The organism is Arthrobacter sp. 92 (assembly GCF_050260325.1).
Lineage (GTDB): Bacteria > Actinomycetota > Actinomycetes > Actinomycetales > Micrococcaceae > Arthrobacter.
The window spans coordinates 3,563,837-3,579,278 of the sequence record NZ_CP189863.1 but is presented as its reverse complement, the minus strand read 5'-3'; the positions used below and the strand labels follow the sequence as shown (position 1 = coordinate 3,579,278).

Here is a 15,442-nt window from a genome sequence, read left to right as displayed (position 1 = left end):
AATGACCGTAGTCGACAACCGGGCCATCAGTTGTGTGGGCCTGCGCAAGCAATTTGTGCTGCGCCACACGCGTTCCATGAAGGAAGCGCTGGTCTGGCTGATCCGCGGGCGCAAGGGCGATCTGTCCAAGAAGTTCGATGCCCTCAAGGACGTTTCCCTCGACGTCCAGCACGGCGAAACCGTGGCGCTGCTCGGCCTGAACGGTTCGGGAAAGTCAACCCTGCTGAAACTCATTTCCGGAGTGCTGCAGCCGGACAGCGGAACCGTGCTGACCCGCGGCCGGGTAGCAGGCCTGATCGAAGTGGGGGCCGGGTTCCATCATGATCTGAGCGGCCGCGACAACGTCTACCTCAACGGCGCCATTCTGGGCATGACCGAGGCTGAGATCGATAGGAAGTTCGACTCAATTGTCGAGTTCTCCGAAATTGGCGAATTCATCGACACCGAAGTGAAGTTCTACTCCTCCGGAATGTACCTGCGCCTGGCCTTTTCCATCGCGGTTCACACGGACCCTGAAGTCTTCCTTATCGATGAAATCCTCGCGGTGGGGGATGAGCCGTTCCAGCGCAAGTGCATCGCCAAGATCAAGGAGCTTGCCGCCAAGGGCAAGACCCTCTTCGTTGTCAGCCACGACCTGGACCTCGTGTCCACCATCTGTGAACGGGGGGTGCTCCTGCAGCACGGCCACATCGTCATGGATGGAGAGGTCCACGATGTTGTCGCGGAACTGCGGAAGCGTTCCAGGGCGCTCTGAGCTGTCAGTCAACTGCTGAACAATTCCCCTTAGAATTATCAGGTTGCCCTTAAGGGCCGGCCATTGCCTCGGGGGCAGAACGGGAGAAAATCAGTATGCAGGAAAATACGTCCGGCTCGGATAAGAGGGTGGGGCGCCGTTCATTCCTGATAGCTGCGGCGGCTATTTCACCGCTGCTTCTCTCGGGCTGCGTCAGGCAGCAGGGCGGCCCCGGTTCCGCGGAATCAGGGACCTTTCCCGTCACGCTGCCGCACGCGTTCGGCTCCACCACCGTGCAGGCGGCGCCCACACGCATCGCGACGCTCGGCTATGCCAGCCAGGACGTGTGCATTGAGCTGGGCGTTGTGCCGGCCGGCGTCCCGCAATATGAGCTGAGGGGTTTCGGCACCAGTCTCTGGTTCAACAAAGCCGTGACCGCCATGAACGCCGTCATGCCGGCTCAGTACCGGGACGCCGAAGAACCGCCCTACGAGGAGTTGAAATCACTCAAGCCGGACTTGATCCTGGCCGTCAACTCGGGGATCTCCCGGGAGGAATACGATCGCCTCACCGAGATTGCTCCCGTGGTGGCCTACCCCGGCAAGCCTTTTGGAACGGACTGGCGAACGACGACGACGACGGTCGGTAAGGCGATCGGGAAGCCGCAGGCCGCGCAGGACCTGATCGCATCCGTGGAAGAAGGAATCTCCAAGGCCAGGTCCAGCTATACGGACCTGAACGGTTCAAGCTTTATCTATCTGGGGGCCAGCCAGGCTCCGGGCGCCGACTTTGAAGTGTACGACGAAGATTCAAACCAGGTAAGGATACTGAAGGACTTCGGCGTCGTCCCGTCGCCCGTGATGGCCAAGGTGGTCGCCGAGGGCAGCCGGAAGAAGGTTAAGGCCGGCACCGGACCCGTTCTCTGGGAGTCCCGCCGTGCGGGCGAACTCCAAGCAGACATCGATGTTGTGGCCGTCTTTTCGGACAAGCAAGCCATCCTCAAGGACGGTGTCCTCAACGGACTGCCGGGCGCCAAGCACGACTCCCTGGTGCTGGTCCGGACATCGGATGACGCGCTGGCATTGGTCGAGGCGTCGCCGCTGGGCGTCAAGTGGGTCACGTGGACTGTCCTGCCCGAGCTGGCCAGGGCAGCCTATGAGGCTAAGACGAGCCGCTAGGGCTGTCCGGGGGGCCGCATCAACTGCGACCCCCTCCCGTCCGCGGCCGGAGTGGCCGCGGAATGCCTAGTCACACGCAGTCGTTCGCACGAGCCTTGCTTTATTGGAGGTGGCGAGGACCTCAATGTCCGGTGCCGTGCCGGCGGCCAGATCCGCGAGGCCAGGGAATGGATCCTCGGTGGGAATGACCGTCTTGGTGCCGAAGTCCAGCGCCCAGTAGGCATTGAGCTTCCTGATCGCTGGGCAGACGTCCTTGTTATAGGCGGCTTCATCCCAGTGGTCCAGCAGCAGTTGTTCCATTTCGGTGCGTTCCCCGAAGATATGCGGCGCGAGCGCCTGCCGGCCGGCAAGGGCGTAGACCAGGGAAGCGCCGGTGAGCGGGTTCCCCACTACGACCCCGCCCTGGGGCACTTTCCCGTCGACCTGCTGAAGGACCTTCAGTTCGTCCTCGTCCACCAGGTCCGAGGTCTTCGAGACGGCGAAGATCGACTGCAGGCGTTGCTGGACCTGCGACAACGTCCCGCCTTGCGCGGCAACACCCAGCAAGGCAATGACCACCCACACGGAGACGACCCGGGCGGGTGCCGGAAGCCGGAGTCTGGCCAACCCAGCCATGGATGACGGAAGGCTGCGGGCCTGTTCAGGCGTGAGGGTCGCCAAGTACTCCAAGAGGGCCCGGAGGCGCCACACGAGCCATTCCGCGCCGAAGACGGCTATCGGGAGGGTGACAACCGGCAGCAGCGCGGCCAGCCGGAAGCTGTCGTTGTACCAGACGCCGGTCAGCATGGTCCGGAACGTCCCCGGCGGCCAACTCGACACGACCATATAAAACAGAGCTCCGACCAGGTACATGCCGAGGATCCACCACGTCCTGCGGAGAGTCCGCGCGATCACGTACAACCCGATCACTGTCAGCACTGCGAGGACCCACGCTGTGGTGGTCCCCATGGGCGCGCTGCCCAGAATTTCGCCGATGGCCCGCGCGTTGGATTGGAAGGGGGTCCATGGCGCCGCTCCCAGTCCCGGACGAAGCACGGTCCAGGCCACGGCGACGGCGGCCAGGTAGGCCGCACTGGCGGCCGCCCACACGATCGCGACCCGCTTTGAGGTCTTGCCGTTCCGCAATTCCAGGAGCGTCCGCACCAGACGGCCGAGCACCACTGGGACAAGGAAGCCCAGCAGGGCCACCATCGCGCTCGGATGCGTCAGGACCATACCGGGCAACGTGGCGCAGAAGGCCAAGACGGGCGGCAGGAACGACGAAGCGGCAGTCCGGGACATCCCCAGCATCTCAACAGCCAGTCCCAGAAGCACCGGAAGGAGGGCGATGGCCGCATTGTTCGGGTAGAGGACGCCGAAGCCAATGAGGAGGTAGGGAAACGCGCTGAAGCCGGCAGACAGGACTGCGGCCGCCATGAGGGCAACCGGCCGGTAGCCGACCAGCCTGGAGATCAGGAACATGCATCCGAGGGGCCACACCAACGCGCCGATCACGATGGTGCCCACGTTGATGACCACCGGCACCGGGTTGCCGGTCAGCATCTGGAGCAACGCCATCATGTCGTGCATGCCGGCGGGATAGAAATAACTTGACGCCGCGGTGAGGTTCCCGAGCGTCAACGAGGAGCCGTTCTGCGTCTGGGCAATGTGATACACGGCGTTCAGATGGTAGACGTTGTCGAAGGTCTGCGAGAAGTTTTCCGGGCTGCCGAAGCCGGTTATGAATCGCCTGGCAATCAAGGCAGCGGCCAAGGTAACGCCCAAGGGCACGGCCAGGATGGCTGTCCAGCGGCCCAGATCGTTGGCGTCAAGACGACCATTCTCCGCCAGGGCGCCGTCGCCGTTTCTCTTGTGGGTCCACCACCAGCGAACGGCAAACGTGCCGATGGCCAGCACGGCGCTGATCGCAAAGTAGACCAGCGGCGTGTAGGGCAAGTGCAAATACGGAGCCACGACGGCGGCGCAAGCGGCCACCGAGGTCGACACAGGGGCAGCGAGGGCGGCCAGATTAAGGCGACGGACGCCCGCCGCCGCAAGTATGGTCAGTCCCGGCAAGAAGTAGATCAATGCCGCCGACGCAAAAGTCGGTACGGTCTGCCACCAAGTCATCGATCAAGGCTCCTCATTGTGGGTTGTCAACCGTACAATTATGCAGGTTGCAGCTTTGCGGCACGTTCAGCCCGGCACGGTGGGCCCCATGCCCCTTGCTATAGTTACAAATCATGAGTAACAAGACGCGATCCGGCACGCTCATCATCATGCCTGCTTGGAACGAGGCCGAAGCGATCGGCGACACGGTCCGGGAGGTTCGGCGCGTTGTTCCCCAACATGACATTCTCGTGGTCGACGACGGGTCCCACGATGACACCGCTTCCATAGCAGAGCAAGCCGGCGCCTCCGTCCTAAGGCTGCCCTTCAACCTGGGCGTCGGGGGCGCCATGCGCACCGGCTTCAAATACGCCATCCGCCACGGCTACACCTCCGCCATCCAGGTGGATTCGGATGGGCAGCACGATCCCCATGACATCGACCGGGTGCTGGCCGGACTGGCCGATGCGGATATCTCCATCGGAGCACGGTTCGCGGGCCGCGGCTCATATGATGCCAAGGGCCCCCGGCGGTGGGCGATGTCCGTCCTCGCCAAGGTCATCTCCAACGTTGCCCGAACCCAGCTGACGGACGTCACCTCCGGGTTCCGGGCCGCGAACGAGCGCGCCCTGCACCAGTACATTGACCACTTTCCGGCCGAGTACCTCGGAGACACCATCGATTCCCTGGTGGTGGCCATTAAATCCGGATGCCGGGTTGTGCAGATTCCCGTGGAGATGAAAGTCCGGCAGGCAGGCACTCCCTCCCATAGCCCATTTAAGGCGATGATCTACCTCGCCCGTTCAGGACTGGTTCTGTGCTTTGCCCTGGCCCGCCGTCGGCCAAGCGTGCAGATTGAATCAGCTACACCCCGGCCGGGAGACATCGCCGGAGAAGGAAGTGTTCCCGCGTGAGCGTTGCTTTTTCATTGGTCACATCCATCGGGATGGTCCTCGCTGTACTGCTGATGCTCCGGGTGGGAAAACTGCGCGAGAAATACGCGGTCCTCTGGCTCGTGGTGGGTGGCCTGACCATCGTCCTGGGGCTGTTTCCCAGTCTCCTGGACTTTGCAGCGTCAGCTGTAGGCGTCCGCGTCCCCGCGAACTTGCTGTTTGCCCTGTCCATCGTGCTCCTGGTGGGCGTTGGCCTGCACGTCTCGCGTGAGCTCACGATTCTCGAGGATGAGACGCGCATCCTTGCCGAAGAGGTGGCGATTCTTCGCTCCTCGATCGCTAGATTTTCTGAAGGCCGGAGTGAAGCAGGCCGCCCCCCGATAGCCGACCAAGTTGCCGATCAGACCAGCAATTCCAGAGAAGAGTAAAAATTGACCATTGATGTGATGCTGCCGTACTACGGCGACGTGGCCATGATGAAAGCCGCAGTCGACTCCGTGCTTGGCCAGGAAGACACCGACTTCGCCCTGACGATCGTTGACGACGGTTATCCGGATGAGTCCCTGCCAGCCTATTTCCAGAACCTGGTCGATTCCGACGGCCGTGTGCGTTACTTCCGGAACGAAACAAACCTTGGCGCGAACGGTAACTATAAGAAGTGCCTGGGACTCGTCCAGCACGACGTCGTGGTGGTCATGGGGGCGGACGACATCATGCTGCCCAACTATGTGGGCACCGTCCGCAAGGCCTTCCAGAACCCCGAGATCAAGATCGTCCAGCCCGGCGTTGAGGTTATCGACGAAAACGGCGCGGTCTATGAGCCCCTGGGCGACAAAGTCAAAGCCGGTCTCCGCCGGCTGGCCGTGGGGGGATCGTCAGAGGCGATCATCGCCGGCGAGCCCATTGCCGAAAGCCTCATCACGGGGGATTGGCTGTACTTCCCGTCCGTGGCTTGGCGGGCCGATGCCATTCTCAAGCATGACTTCCGCGAGCAGTACAACGTGGTCCAGGACATCGCCCTGGCGATGGACATCATCATGGATGGTGGAAAGATGCTGGTGACGGACACCGTCTGCTTCCAGTACCGGCGCCACCGCGAATCCGACTCCTCCGTGCGGGCACTCGACGGCCGGCGCTTTGCCGAGGAACGGGCGTTCTTCGACGAGTGCGCGCGCGACTTCGCCAAACTGGGCTGGAACAAGGCTGCCCGCGCGGCGCGCCTGCACCTCACCTCCAGGCTCAACGCTGTGTCCTTGACCCCCAAGGTTGTCAGCAAGCGCATGTGGCCTGGCCTGGGCAAGCTGGTCCGGCACGCCTTCCGCCCGTAGCAGGCAGCGGGGCGCCGATTGGGCCCACAAGTGAACTGCATTAAGGCATTGCGACATTAAGGCATTAAGACGGCGGGCCGCCCCTAAGGGGTGCGGCCCGCCGTCGCAATTTAAATGACTCTGACACGGCCCCGGGCCGTCCCCGTCCTTAACTTCGTGTGACACCGGTTGTGGGCGTCCAGGAGAGCGTGCCGTTCTGGAAGGTCTGGAAGCATTCTCCTGTGGTCTTGCAGGTCTCAGTTCCTGTGGGGTAGCCCAGCGGTCCGTTTTCCCAGCCGGACTGGGCCCAGTAGCTGGAAATCGCCCCCGCCCGGGTGAGGTGGGCTCCCGAAGCGGAAGACCAGTGGATCTGGCCGCCTTGGAATGACTGATAGCAGCCGCCGTCCTTCAGGCCGCAGGTTTCGGCGCCGATGGGGTAGCCCAGCACGCCTGACTCGTATCCGTTGGCTGCCCACTCAGTCTGGATGGCGCCGTTGCGGGTCATTTGCGCCCCGGTGGTAGGCGTCCAGTGGATCTGTCCGCCTTGGAATGACTGATAGCAACCGCTGTCTTTCAGGCCGCACGTCTCCGTGCCGGTGGGATAGCCCAGCACGCCGTTCTCGGAACCTGTTCCGAGCCAGAGGCTGCGGATGGCGCCGACACGGGTCATGTTGGCCCCTGTCGCCGTCGTCCAGTGGATCTGGCCGTTCTGGAACGACTGATAGCAGCCGCCGTCCTTGAGCCCGCAGATTTCCGCGCTGGTGGGGTAGCCCAGCACGCCGTTCTCGTAACCGCTGGACGCCCAGACGTTGCGGATGGCGCCGTTGCGGGTCAGCTGGGCGCCGGTGGCTGAGCTCCAGTGGATCTGCCCGTTCTGGTAGGACTGGTAGCAGCCGCCGTTCTTGAGTCCGCAGGTTTCACCGCTGGTGGGGTAGCCCAGGACGCCGTTTTCGAAATTGCTAGCCGCCCACGCGGTGCGGATGGCGCCGTAGCGGGACAGTTGAGCCCCGGACTGCGGGGACCACATGATGGCGCCGCCCTGGAACATCTGGTAGCAGCCGCCGTCCTTCAACCCGCATTGTTCGCCGCTGGTGGGGTAGGCCAGTGAACTGTTTTCCGCGCCGATCAGACGGTAAAGGGAACGGATGGCGCCTCCACTGGATGGCTGGGCGCCGGTCGCCGAGGACCATAGAATCTCGCCGTTACTGAAACCTTGATAGCAGCCGTTGTCGCGGAGACCGCAGGCTATATCGGCCCGGGGGGCTCCGAGTGGCATGGTATCCAACAGTCCCGAGATGGCGGACTCAGCGGTGCTAAGCGCACGGCCGTAGGCGAAGGCCTTGAGCTGGGAGTAGTTGCCGTTCCAGACGTTGGAGTCGCCGGCATAGGGCCCCTGTGAGGAGTACTGCCAAATGCTGTAGAAGCTCCAGCTGTTCGGCAGGGCGCCGGGATCGGTGGCGTAGCTGGCCAGGTGCAGCGCATGGTCGGAGAATCCGCTGTTGTTTCCCGTGCAGGTCTTCCACCAGTCGGTGGTGGTGTAGATGACGGGCTTGCGTCCGGTCAGTGTGACCATTGTGTTGGAGAAGTCCCGGATCCAGTTCACCATCTGGCTGGCGGACATGTTGTAACAGGTGTTACCCAAGGTGCTGTACGGGTTGTATTCGATGTCCAGCAGCGGTGGGAGCGTCATCCCGTCAGCGGACCAGCCACCTCCGTTGGCCACGAAATACCGGGCCTGATCGGCGCCTGTGGAAGTGCTGGGGGTGGCGAAGTGGTAGGCGCCGCGGATCATTCCCGCGTTGCGGGACCCGGTGTACTGGTCATAGAACTGGTCGTTGGTGAAATAGGTGCCTTCGGACGCTTTGACGTAGGCGAACCATGCGCCTTGGTTGAACTGGGAGCCCCAGTCGACCCCGGTCTGCCAGCCACTAACGTCAAGACCCTGGATTCCTCCCGGGGTCCAGGTTGCTTGAGTGGAAAGGAGCGTGGCGGCTGTCTGCGGGTTGACTCCCTTGCCGCCTGTGGAGGTTTTGGCCAGGCCCATGTAGCCGCCGCCCTTGCCCATTTCGGCTTTGAGCGCGGCAGCGTCCGCGGCGGAGAGCGGCTGGATACCGGACCTGTCCGGATTCGGGTTGGCGACCTTGCCGCTCGGGGTAGGGGCGGAAGTAGCCGTGCTCGTGGGCTGGGCAGCCGTCGGGGCGGGTGAGGCGGGCGCCGTCGCCGTCTGGACTGTCCCCGTCTGGGGTGTTCCTGACTGGGGAGCGGGTGCCGGCGAAGATGATGCGGAGGACGAAGCCGTGGGGGAGGGCGGCTGCAGCGGCGCTGCAACAGCCGACGAGGTCAGCATCAAAGTCCCCGCGACCCCGACGGCGATCGCCGAGCATGCGGCTGTGATCATCGGGAGTAGGCGGATGCGCGGCGCCCTTTCCGGGTGCAAGCTTCGCTTATGGGGCGTGGACTTTTTCATATACAACTCCGGAACGGGGCTCCGTCGGGTGACTGTGCGAACCTGGATTCACCGTCAGGATCAGGGTGGGGCGGCGGCGGTTGCGTCGAGGACTTCGATGCTCCCGAATCGCTGATCTAAGATAACACTCCTGTTGCGGGTGTTACTAGGGGTGCTGGAGTGGTGACTGTGGCGGTAAATGGGGGCCATCCGAAGGCCTGCCGGTAGAGTGGACATGCTGCCGCGCAAGCCGGGGCAGGGCCGCCGGCCCCGGGTGGGAACCGGTTCGTGAGCACAAGTAAGGACTTCCATGACCATCAGGACAAGTCTCGTGATGCCGCTTTATAACGGGACCCGCACGGTGGAGCGTGCCATCAGGAGCGTGCTGGCCCAGGACCGCGATGACTGGGAGTTGCTGGTTGTGGACGACTGCTCCACGGACGATAGCCGCGAAATCGTTGAAGCCTTGGTCGACGCGGACGGCCTCAACCGGATCCGGCTCATCCGGCAGGCCGTTAACGCAGGGCCCAGCGCGGCCAGGAACGCCGGCGTCGCGCAGGCCACTGGCGAATACGTGGGTTTCCTGGACTGCGACGATGAACTTCTCCCGGGCTACCTGTCCACGATGTCGGCGAACATGGCGGACGGGGTGGACGTCGTCGTCGCGGCCCATGTGGCGCAGACGCCAGCCGGGCGGCGCTACGCTCGTCCGGATTCCGCGCAGGGTCTGCTGACAGGCCTAGAGACGGTTGACGCCGCGCTGCAGGGCAAGCTCTGGAACTTCCTCCACGCCAAGGTCTACAGGCGATCCCTCTTCCAGCACTTCTCGTTTCCCGACGACCTGGTCCGCTATGAGGACTTGGTCGTGAACTCCATTGCCTATTCGTACAGCCGCCACGTGCGGATCGTGTCGACGCCCGTCTACGTCTACCACGTCCAGGCGCAGTCGCTCACGTGGAGCCAGGAGCCGTCTATGGCATTCGTTGAGGGGCCGCTCGGTTGCGTCCGGACTGGCCTGAACCCGGCCGTTGCCTCCCAGGTCAAGTCCCGATCCTGGAACACGCTGCGGACATTCCTGGGCGTGCTCACCATTTCCGGTGGCCTGTTTGCCGGCAGCCCCAAGCACAGCGTGGACCGGATCGTCCGGTACGTCCGTGAGGATCTTTCCTTCAGGGACCTTGCCGATGCGGCCCTGGCCGCGCCGCACCTGGGCTTGTCCGGAATGCTGATCAAGGTCTTCCCGGGACTGTATGCCAGGCTTTACCGTTGGCACGTCCGCCGCACCTTCGATATGGCCAAGTAGGCGTCCCGTGAGCGCCGAATCGAAACTTAGCGGCTCCGCCTCTCCCGTGGCGGTTCCGTCGCACCACCGCCTCCTCTACCTCGGAGCCGCCGTCGCGCAGGGCCTCGGAGCCATTGCCGTGCAGCCGTTCGCCATCCGCTTGCTGGACGCACAGCAATGGGGACAGGTCAGTTTTTCCCTGTCCTTCATCTCGATCGGTCTGATCGCGTTGTCGGCCGGACTCCCCATGGTGCTCAGCACGATGTACTTCGAGCCGGACCGAGGACCCGACAGGGCACGGTCCCTGAACGGCTTTGGCGTCGGCCTCAGCATCGTCGGCGCGAGCCTTGCCGCACTGGTATTCGCCCTCGTCGCGGCCGGATCCGGCGCCCTGGGTGACGTGACGGCCTATCTGATTTCCATCGGCATCATCGGGCTGCATGGCATCACGCAAATGGCGCTTGCCTACCTGCGTTCCCAGCACCGCGCCCTTGCGTTCGTGGTGATCACCATCGTCGCCACCGTGTTGGGCCACGTTGCAGGCCTTGCCGCTATCCTGACGATCGCGCCAACGGCGACGGTATACATGGGCAGCTTCGCTGTATGCGTTTTGCTTGCCTCCCTGGCGGGTGTGGCCCTTAGCAAGCCGGGCGCGCCCCTGAAATACCGCGAATCGATCAAGGCAGCGGTGAAAACATCCCTGCCCGTGCTGCCACACAGCATTGCCCTGGTTCTGATGCTGCAGGGCGAGGCGATCCTGATCACGGTGCTGCGCGGCGAGGAACTCGTCGGCCGATACAACGCGGTGATGCCCCTCGCCCTGGGGCCCCTCGCCGTGATCATGGCGCTTTCCAACGTGTGGCAGACCACCATCTTCTCCCACCGGGGTATCGATTCCACCGGTCAGGTTGCCCGGGTGCAGCGCGAGGCCGTGTTCATCGGGCTGATGCTCACCGTCGGCGGCAGCGGGGTGGCGGTGTTTGCGACGCACATCCTGGTCAACGACCCGGAGCCTGTGCTCCTGCTGCTGGCAAGGATCCTGCCGTTGCTGGGATACGGGTACGTGGTGTTCCTGATCTCCACATCGCAACTGTTTGCCATCGGCAAGACGCGGCTCATGGCCGTGGTCACCCCCGTGATTGCCGTGGCTGGCCTGGGTCTGGCTTTCTTTCCGGCCGGGAATGGAAACCTGTTGCTGGTGGGCGTGATCAAAGTGGTGGCGTATCTGCTCCTCGGGGTGGTCTACGCGCTCGTGGCCCGCAGCTATGACCCCAGACTGGTGGATCTCGCGCTGATGCTCAAAGGTATGGGCGGCGCTGTCGCCGTCACCGCCGTGATGCTGTTGCTCCCGAGCTCGGTTGAGTGGGGAATCGGCAGTGCCGTCGCGACGTGCGCGGTGGGCCTCGTGGCCGGCGTCTTCTACATCAGGCGCCTCAAGAGCTTTTAGAACCGTCATCCGACGCTGGTGTCCCGGGAGGGTATTATTGGTGCGCAGGCGTGACTCGACATGCATGACGGCTCGCGCCTAGGGATCAGGTGCGATCACCCTTGTCTCGTCCGCCCCGCCCGTTCGCCGACGTGTTCGACAGGATTTCAGTGACGGGCCACTGACCACATCCGGAGGAGGCTGGGAGTTTTGTCGTTGACATCTATCGAGGGTTCACCTATGGCGCCAGGCGCGCCAACTGGAGCGCCTGAGGCGGCCGACAACCTCAGCCGCGATCGGGCGAGCACTTCCGGACTTCGCCCTGACATCCAGGGTCTTCGAGCGGTTGCAGTATTGGCCGTCATCGTTGACCACCTGTTCGGGTGGCCGAAGGGTGGCTTCGTAGGCGTGGATGTCTTCTTCGTCATTTCCGGTTTCCTGATCACAGGCCTACTGGTCCGCGAATGGCAACGCACCGGGACCATATCGTTCGCCAAATTTTATCGACGACGCGTCAAGCGCATACTTCCAGCGTCTATCTTGGTGATAGTCGCTACCCTCCTGACTGCCAAGTTCCTCTTCGCTACGCCTCGTTTTGCGGAGACGGTGGGCGATTCCCTGTGGGCGACATTGTTCTCGGCGAACTGGCGGTTCCTGCTTCAGGGCAGCGACTACTTTCAGGCAGATGGGCCCATTTCGCCCCTCCGGCATTACTGGTCACTCGCGGTCGAGGAACAGTTCTACTTCGTGTGGCCCTGGATCATGCTCGCCGCGTTGGTATGGCTTGGCCGACGGGGCATCGCGCGGAGCCGCTCCCTGCAGGTCGCCGGGTTCCTCATCGCCCTCCTGAGCCTCGCATCCTTCGTTTGGTCCATTGCCGAGACGTCCTCCAACCCGGGCGCTGCGTATTACTCCTCGTTCTCGCGGGCCTGGGAACTTGGCCTGGGCGCAATGCTTGCTTTCGCCGTTCCGATGTGCGAACGGATCCCGGACCGGCTGCGGCCGATCTTGGCTAACGTGGGTTTGCTGGGGATTCTCGCTTCAATCTTTGTCCTGACTCCCACCAGTGCATTCCCCGGCCCGGGCGCGTTGTTGCCTGTTGTTTCGACTGCGCTGGTAATCGGAGCCGGCTGCGGCGGCAGCCACAAATTCCTGCCCGTGCTGACCAATCCGGTGAGCCGCTACCTTGGCGACATTTCGTTCAGCCTGTATTTGTGGCACTTCCCGGTGATCGTCTTCCTGGGGGTCCTGCTCCCGGTTGGCAGTCACTTCTACTCCGCAATGGCGCTCTTCGTGACCCTGGGACTTTCCATCTACTCGTACCGCCTCGTCGAGGATCCGATCCGCAAGAGTTCATGGCTCACCTCAGGCCCCAAGGGGAAGTCTTTCAGAAGCGTGGGCCGTCGAGAGCGGCGCACCTCCATTCCCCTTTTGCGGCCCCTGGCCGGCATGACAGTCTTTCTGCTCGTGACGACTGGCGCCGTGGCCCTGAAAATCGCAACCACTCCGCCCCCGGCGCCTGTCCCTTCGGCTGCCGCGGGGCATGCCGACTTTCCTCCGGCTCCGGTGGATGGACCGGCGGGGGAGTCGCTCCGGCGGGAGCTCCAGGCCGCAGTCCCGGCGACTTCATGGCCGGATTTCAACCCGTCATTGGAAGATCTCATGTCCAAGGATCCGCAGCCGGATCGCGTGCTGCATTGTGGCGACGCGGGCAATCACACCGCGGATGAGTGCCTATTTGGTCCAGCCGATGCAAGCAAGCACGCAGTTCTGGTGGGCGACTCCATTTCCCAGCGGTGGGCCTTCCCGCTGACTAAGCTCTATGCGGAAAACGGCTGGAACATCCGCATCTTCGGCAGGCCGGGTTGTCCATTCAATGACTATCCAATGGTCAAGCCAGCCGCCGAGCAGGCCAGCTGTACGGAGCGCAAGAACCAGGCGGTGGAGTTCGTACAAAGCACCAAACCGGACATTGTCATCGTGGGCAACACAATGGTGCCCGAGAGAATGTCCACCACTGGTCTGGCGGCAACCGCAGCTGACTGGGAAGCGGGTATGAAGTCGATTCTCGGCAAGATTTCGGCGGCGAAACAGCGGCTTATCCTTAGTCCGCCGCCGTTCGACAAGGACGTCAGGGAGTGCTATTCACCGGTGGGTGGCCCAGCGGACTGCCTGGGCACTGTGACGCCCTTGTGGTACGACGTCGCCAAAGCCGATACAGCCGCAGCGGACGCCAGCAAGAGTGTTTACCTCGACACGCGGGCGTTGTTCTGCACTCCTGAGGATGCCTGTCCGGAGTTCGCCGGCGGAATACCCATCAAGAAAGACCACACGCATTTCACGCTGCCTTATGGCTACCACATCCAGAGTGCGCTAAAGGAACTGATCGAAAAGCGCGGTCTCCTGTAAAGGCGAACGCTATTGCTACATTACGTTCAGTCGGATTGGACATGCCTTGCGGGAGGCCCGGCCGGGCAGCACTAGTATTGACTGGTGATCAAACTGTCCTGGGCATCTGTCAGCGCGGGACTGCTCGCGTTCATATATTCAGGAATTGGGAGTTGGCGGCCGAGTTTTTGGACTGATGAAGCGGCAACGATCAGCGCGGTGCGACGTAGCTTCCCGGATCTGATGGCGATGCTGGGCAGCATAGACGCAGTCCACGGGGCCTACTACATTCTGATCTTTGGTTGGACGCGCCTCTTTGGGTATTCAGAGTTGGCTGTCCGGTTTCCCAGCCTTATTGCTGTTGCCATCTCGGCCCTGCTGATGGTCGAGATTGGGAGGAAGCTTTCGAGCGTTCGTTACGGCGTACTTGCAGCAGCGGCGTTGGTTCTATTACCTAGAGCCCAGTATGCGGCGACGGACGCCCGTTCCTATGCCTTGACGCTCCTTGGAGCGGTTGCTGCCACCTACGTGCTGGTTTCGATCCGTGAAAATCCCCGTTTGGTCAAGTGGGCTGCCTATGCTTTGGTCGGTGTCGTTACCGTCAGCCTGTCGTTCTACAGCGTATTCCTCTTTGTTGCGCATGCCGTTACGCTCTTGTGGGATCAAAAGCTGCGTGAGAACTGGCGTGGAATGCTTGCTGCTTCGGTCGGGTGGATTGCTCCCGCGCTGTACGTGGGCTGCATCGCGAGCCAGCAGCAATTCCAGATTTCTTGGATTCGCCCGGTGGGGCCGTCGTTCCCGTTTGAGTTTGCCCTCCTGCAGTTTTTCGGGGACGGCTACTTCGCGAAGGAAGGTCGGGTGGCGCCCGTGCCAACCCCTGGCGAGGACTTTTCCATGGTTGCGCTGGCAATTTTGATGTGGACGGCCGCCGCCGCTGGACTTATATTGTGCCGGCGGCATTTTCTCGTTCGGCTCGCGCTACCATGGCTCGTTATCCCGGCACTAGCGGTTATCAGTGCTTCCCTTGTAACTGGCGGGAACTACTATCTTCCGAGGTACCTGACGTTCGAACTACCGGCACTTGCGATTCTCGCAGCCGCGCCAGCCACCCTTCACGGAGCCGGAGCGCTACGAAGGATCCGGATCGCGAGCGCTGTGGGCGCAGCGATAGCCCTCTGCGTGTCCGTTCCGTCATACGTGGGTCAAAGAACGCAGTATGGGCGCGACCCGCAGGACGATTTCCGCTATATTGCCACATCCGTTGAAAAGCTCTCCGGTCCAGGAGACGCCTTCGTGATTGGGCCAGCGCAGGACCTGGCATACCAAGCTTATCCAGACAGCTTCAAAGGGTTGGCCGACCCCACGCTGGGGATCACTGCGGCTGAATGGAAGCGTATTTTCGATCAGCGCTTCGATGTGGCGTCCTCCGCGACCAAAATCCTTCAGCATCCGACCGTCATTCTGGTGGAGAAGACGGGTGAATCGACGATGGCCGGAGCACTTAGAAAGCTCGGTTACGCCCCTGGGGAGAGCCTTCAGGGACCCGCAACGACGGTGACGAAGTACAGCCTGAAATAGGCACGGACTTTTTGGCCCCCGACGTGGCGTAGCGCGACGGTCGCGATAGCAGCGAGCATCCTGGTTGGGGGCAATCTCTTGCGCTTTCAACGTACTGGTCAGCGGCCTGCCCTTGCACGTGAA

General features: G+C 62.6%; 11 protein-coding genes. 9 read left to right on the top strand and 2 right to left on the bottom strand.

From position 1 onward, the window contains the following. Position 1: 1 nt before the first annotated feature. Both ACP4XC_RS16635 and ACP4XC_RS16630 read left to right on the top strand, forming a co-directional pair. A complete protein-coding gene (locus ACP4XC_RS16635; protein WP_427171570.1) occupies positions 2–754 on the top strand; it encodes an ABC transporter ATP-binding protein in 753 nt (250 codons plus the stop codon). 95 nt (positions 755–849) lie between these two features. Further along, positions 850–1,911, top strand: a complete 1,062-nt coding sequence (locus ACP4XC_RS16630; protein WP_427171568.1) for an ABC transporter substrate-binding protein — start codon at positions 850–852, stop codon at positions 1,909–1,911. A 66-nt stretch (positions 1,912–1,977) separates the two neighbouring features. Here ACP4XC_RS16630 and ACP4XC_RS16625 read toward each other — a convergent pair whose 3' ends face one another. Next, positions 1,978–4,020 (bottom strand): DUF6541 family protein, encoded by a 2,043-nt coding sequence (locus tag ACP4XC_RS16625; RefSeq protein WP_427171566.1) that lies wholly within the window; start codon positions 4,018–4,020, stop codon positions 1,978–1,980. Positions 4,021–4,133: 113 nt separating this feature from the next. Between ACP4XC_RS16625 and ACP4XC_RS16620 the strand changes: the two genes are divergently transcribed. The 3 genes from ACP4XC_RS16620 to ACP4XC_RS16610 are packed head-to-tail and all read left to right on the top strand — an operon-like array spanning position 4,134 to position 6,220. After that, the gene (locus ACP4XC_RS16620; protein WP_427171564.1) at positions 4,134–4,913 is read left to right on the top strand and encodes a glycosyltransferase family 2 protein; all 780 of its coding nucleotides are present in this window, start codon (positions 4,134–4,136) and stop codon (positions 4,911–4,913) included. Then, positions 4,910–5,320 (top strand): DUF2304 domain-containing protein, encoded by a 411-nt coding sequence (locus tag ACP4XC_RS16615; protein ID WP_427171562.1) that lies wholly within the window; start codon positions 4,910–4,912, stop codon positions 5,318–5,320. Before ACP4XC_RS16620 ends, ACP4XC_RS16615 begins: the two co-directional genes overlap by 4 nt. A 3-nt stretch (positions 5,321–5,323) precedes the next feature. Beyond that, positions 5,324–6,220, top strand: a complete 897-nt coding sequence (locus ACP4XC_RS16610) for a glycosyltransferase family 2 protein (protein WP_427171560.1) — start codon at positions 5,324–5,326, stop codon at positions 6,218–6,220. Between the two features lie 148 nt (positions 6,221–6,368). Here the strand turns inward: ACP4XC_RS16610 and ACP4XC_RS16605 are convergent, their stop codons facing one another. Continuing rightward, on the bottom strand, positions 6,369–8,597 hold the full coding sequence (locus ACP4XC_RS16605; protein WP_427171558.1) for a GH25 family lysozyme: 2,229 nt from the start codon (positions 8,595–8,597) through the stop codon (positions 6,369–6,371). A gap of 358 nt (positions 8,598–8,955) precedes the next feature. Here ACP4XC_RS16605 and ACP4XC_RS16600 point away from each other — a divergent pair, with 358 nt between their 5' ends. The 4 genes from ACP4XC_RS16600 (at position 8,956) to ACP4XC_RS16585 (ending at position 15,319) form a co-directional block, all read left to right on the top strand. Next, the gene (locus tag ACP4XC_RS16600; protein ID WP_427171556.1) at positions 8,956–9,948 is read left to right on the top strand and encodes a glycosyltransferase family 2 protein; all 993 of its coding nucleotides are present in this window, start codon (positions 8,956–8,958) and stop codon (positions 9,946–9,948) included. Between the two features lie 7 nt (positions 9,949–9,955). After that, positions 9,956–11,374 carry a lipopolysaccharide biosynthesis protein gene (locus ACP4XC_RS16595; RefSeq protein ID WP_427171554.1) on the top strand — a complete coding sequence of 473 codons (1,419 nt, stop codon included), beginning with the start codon at positions 9,956–9,958 and terminating at the stop codon, positions 11,372–11,374. Positions 11,375–11,593: 219 nt separating this feature from the next. Further along, complete coding sequence (locus tag ACP4XC_RS16590; protein WP_427171552.1) at positions 11,594–13,762, top strand: acyltransferase family protein; 2,169 nt, start codon at positions 11,594–11,596, stop codon at positions 13,760–13,762. Positions 13,763–13,846: 84 nt separating this feature from the next. After that, positions 13,847–15,319, top strand: coding sequence for a glycosyltransferase family 39 protein (locus ACP4XC_RS16585; protein ID WP_427171550.1), 1,473 nt, complete (start codon positions 13,847–13,849; stop codon positions 15,317–15,319). Positions 15,320–15,442 lie beyond the last annotated feature (123 nt).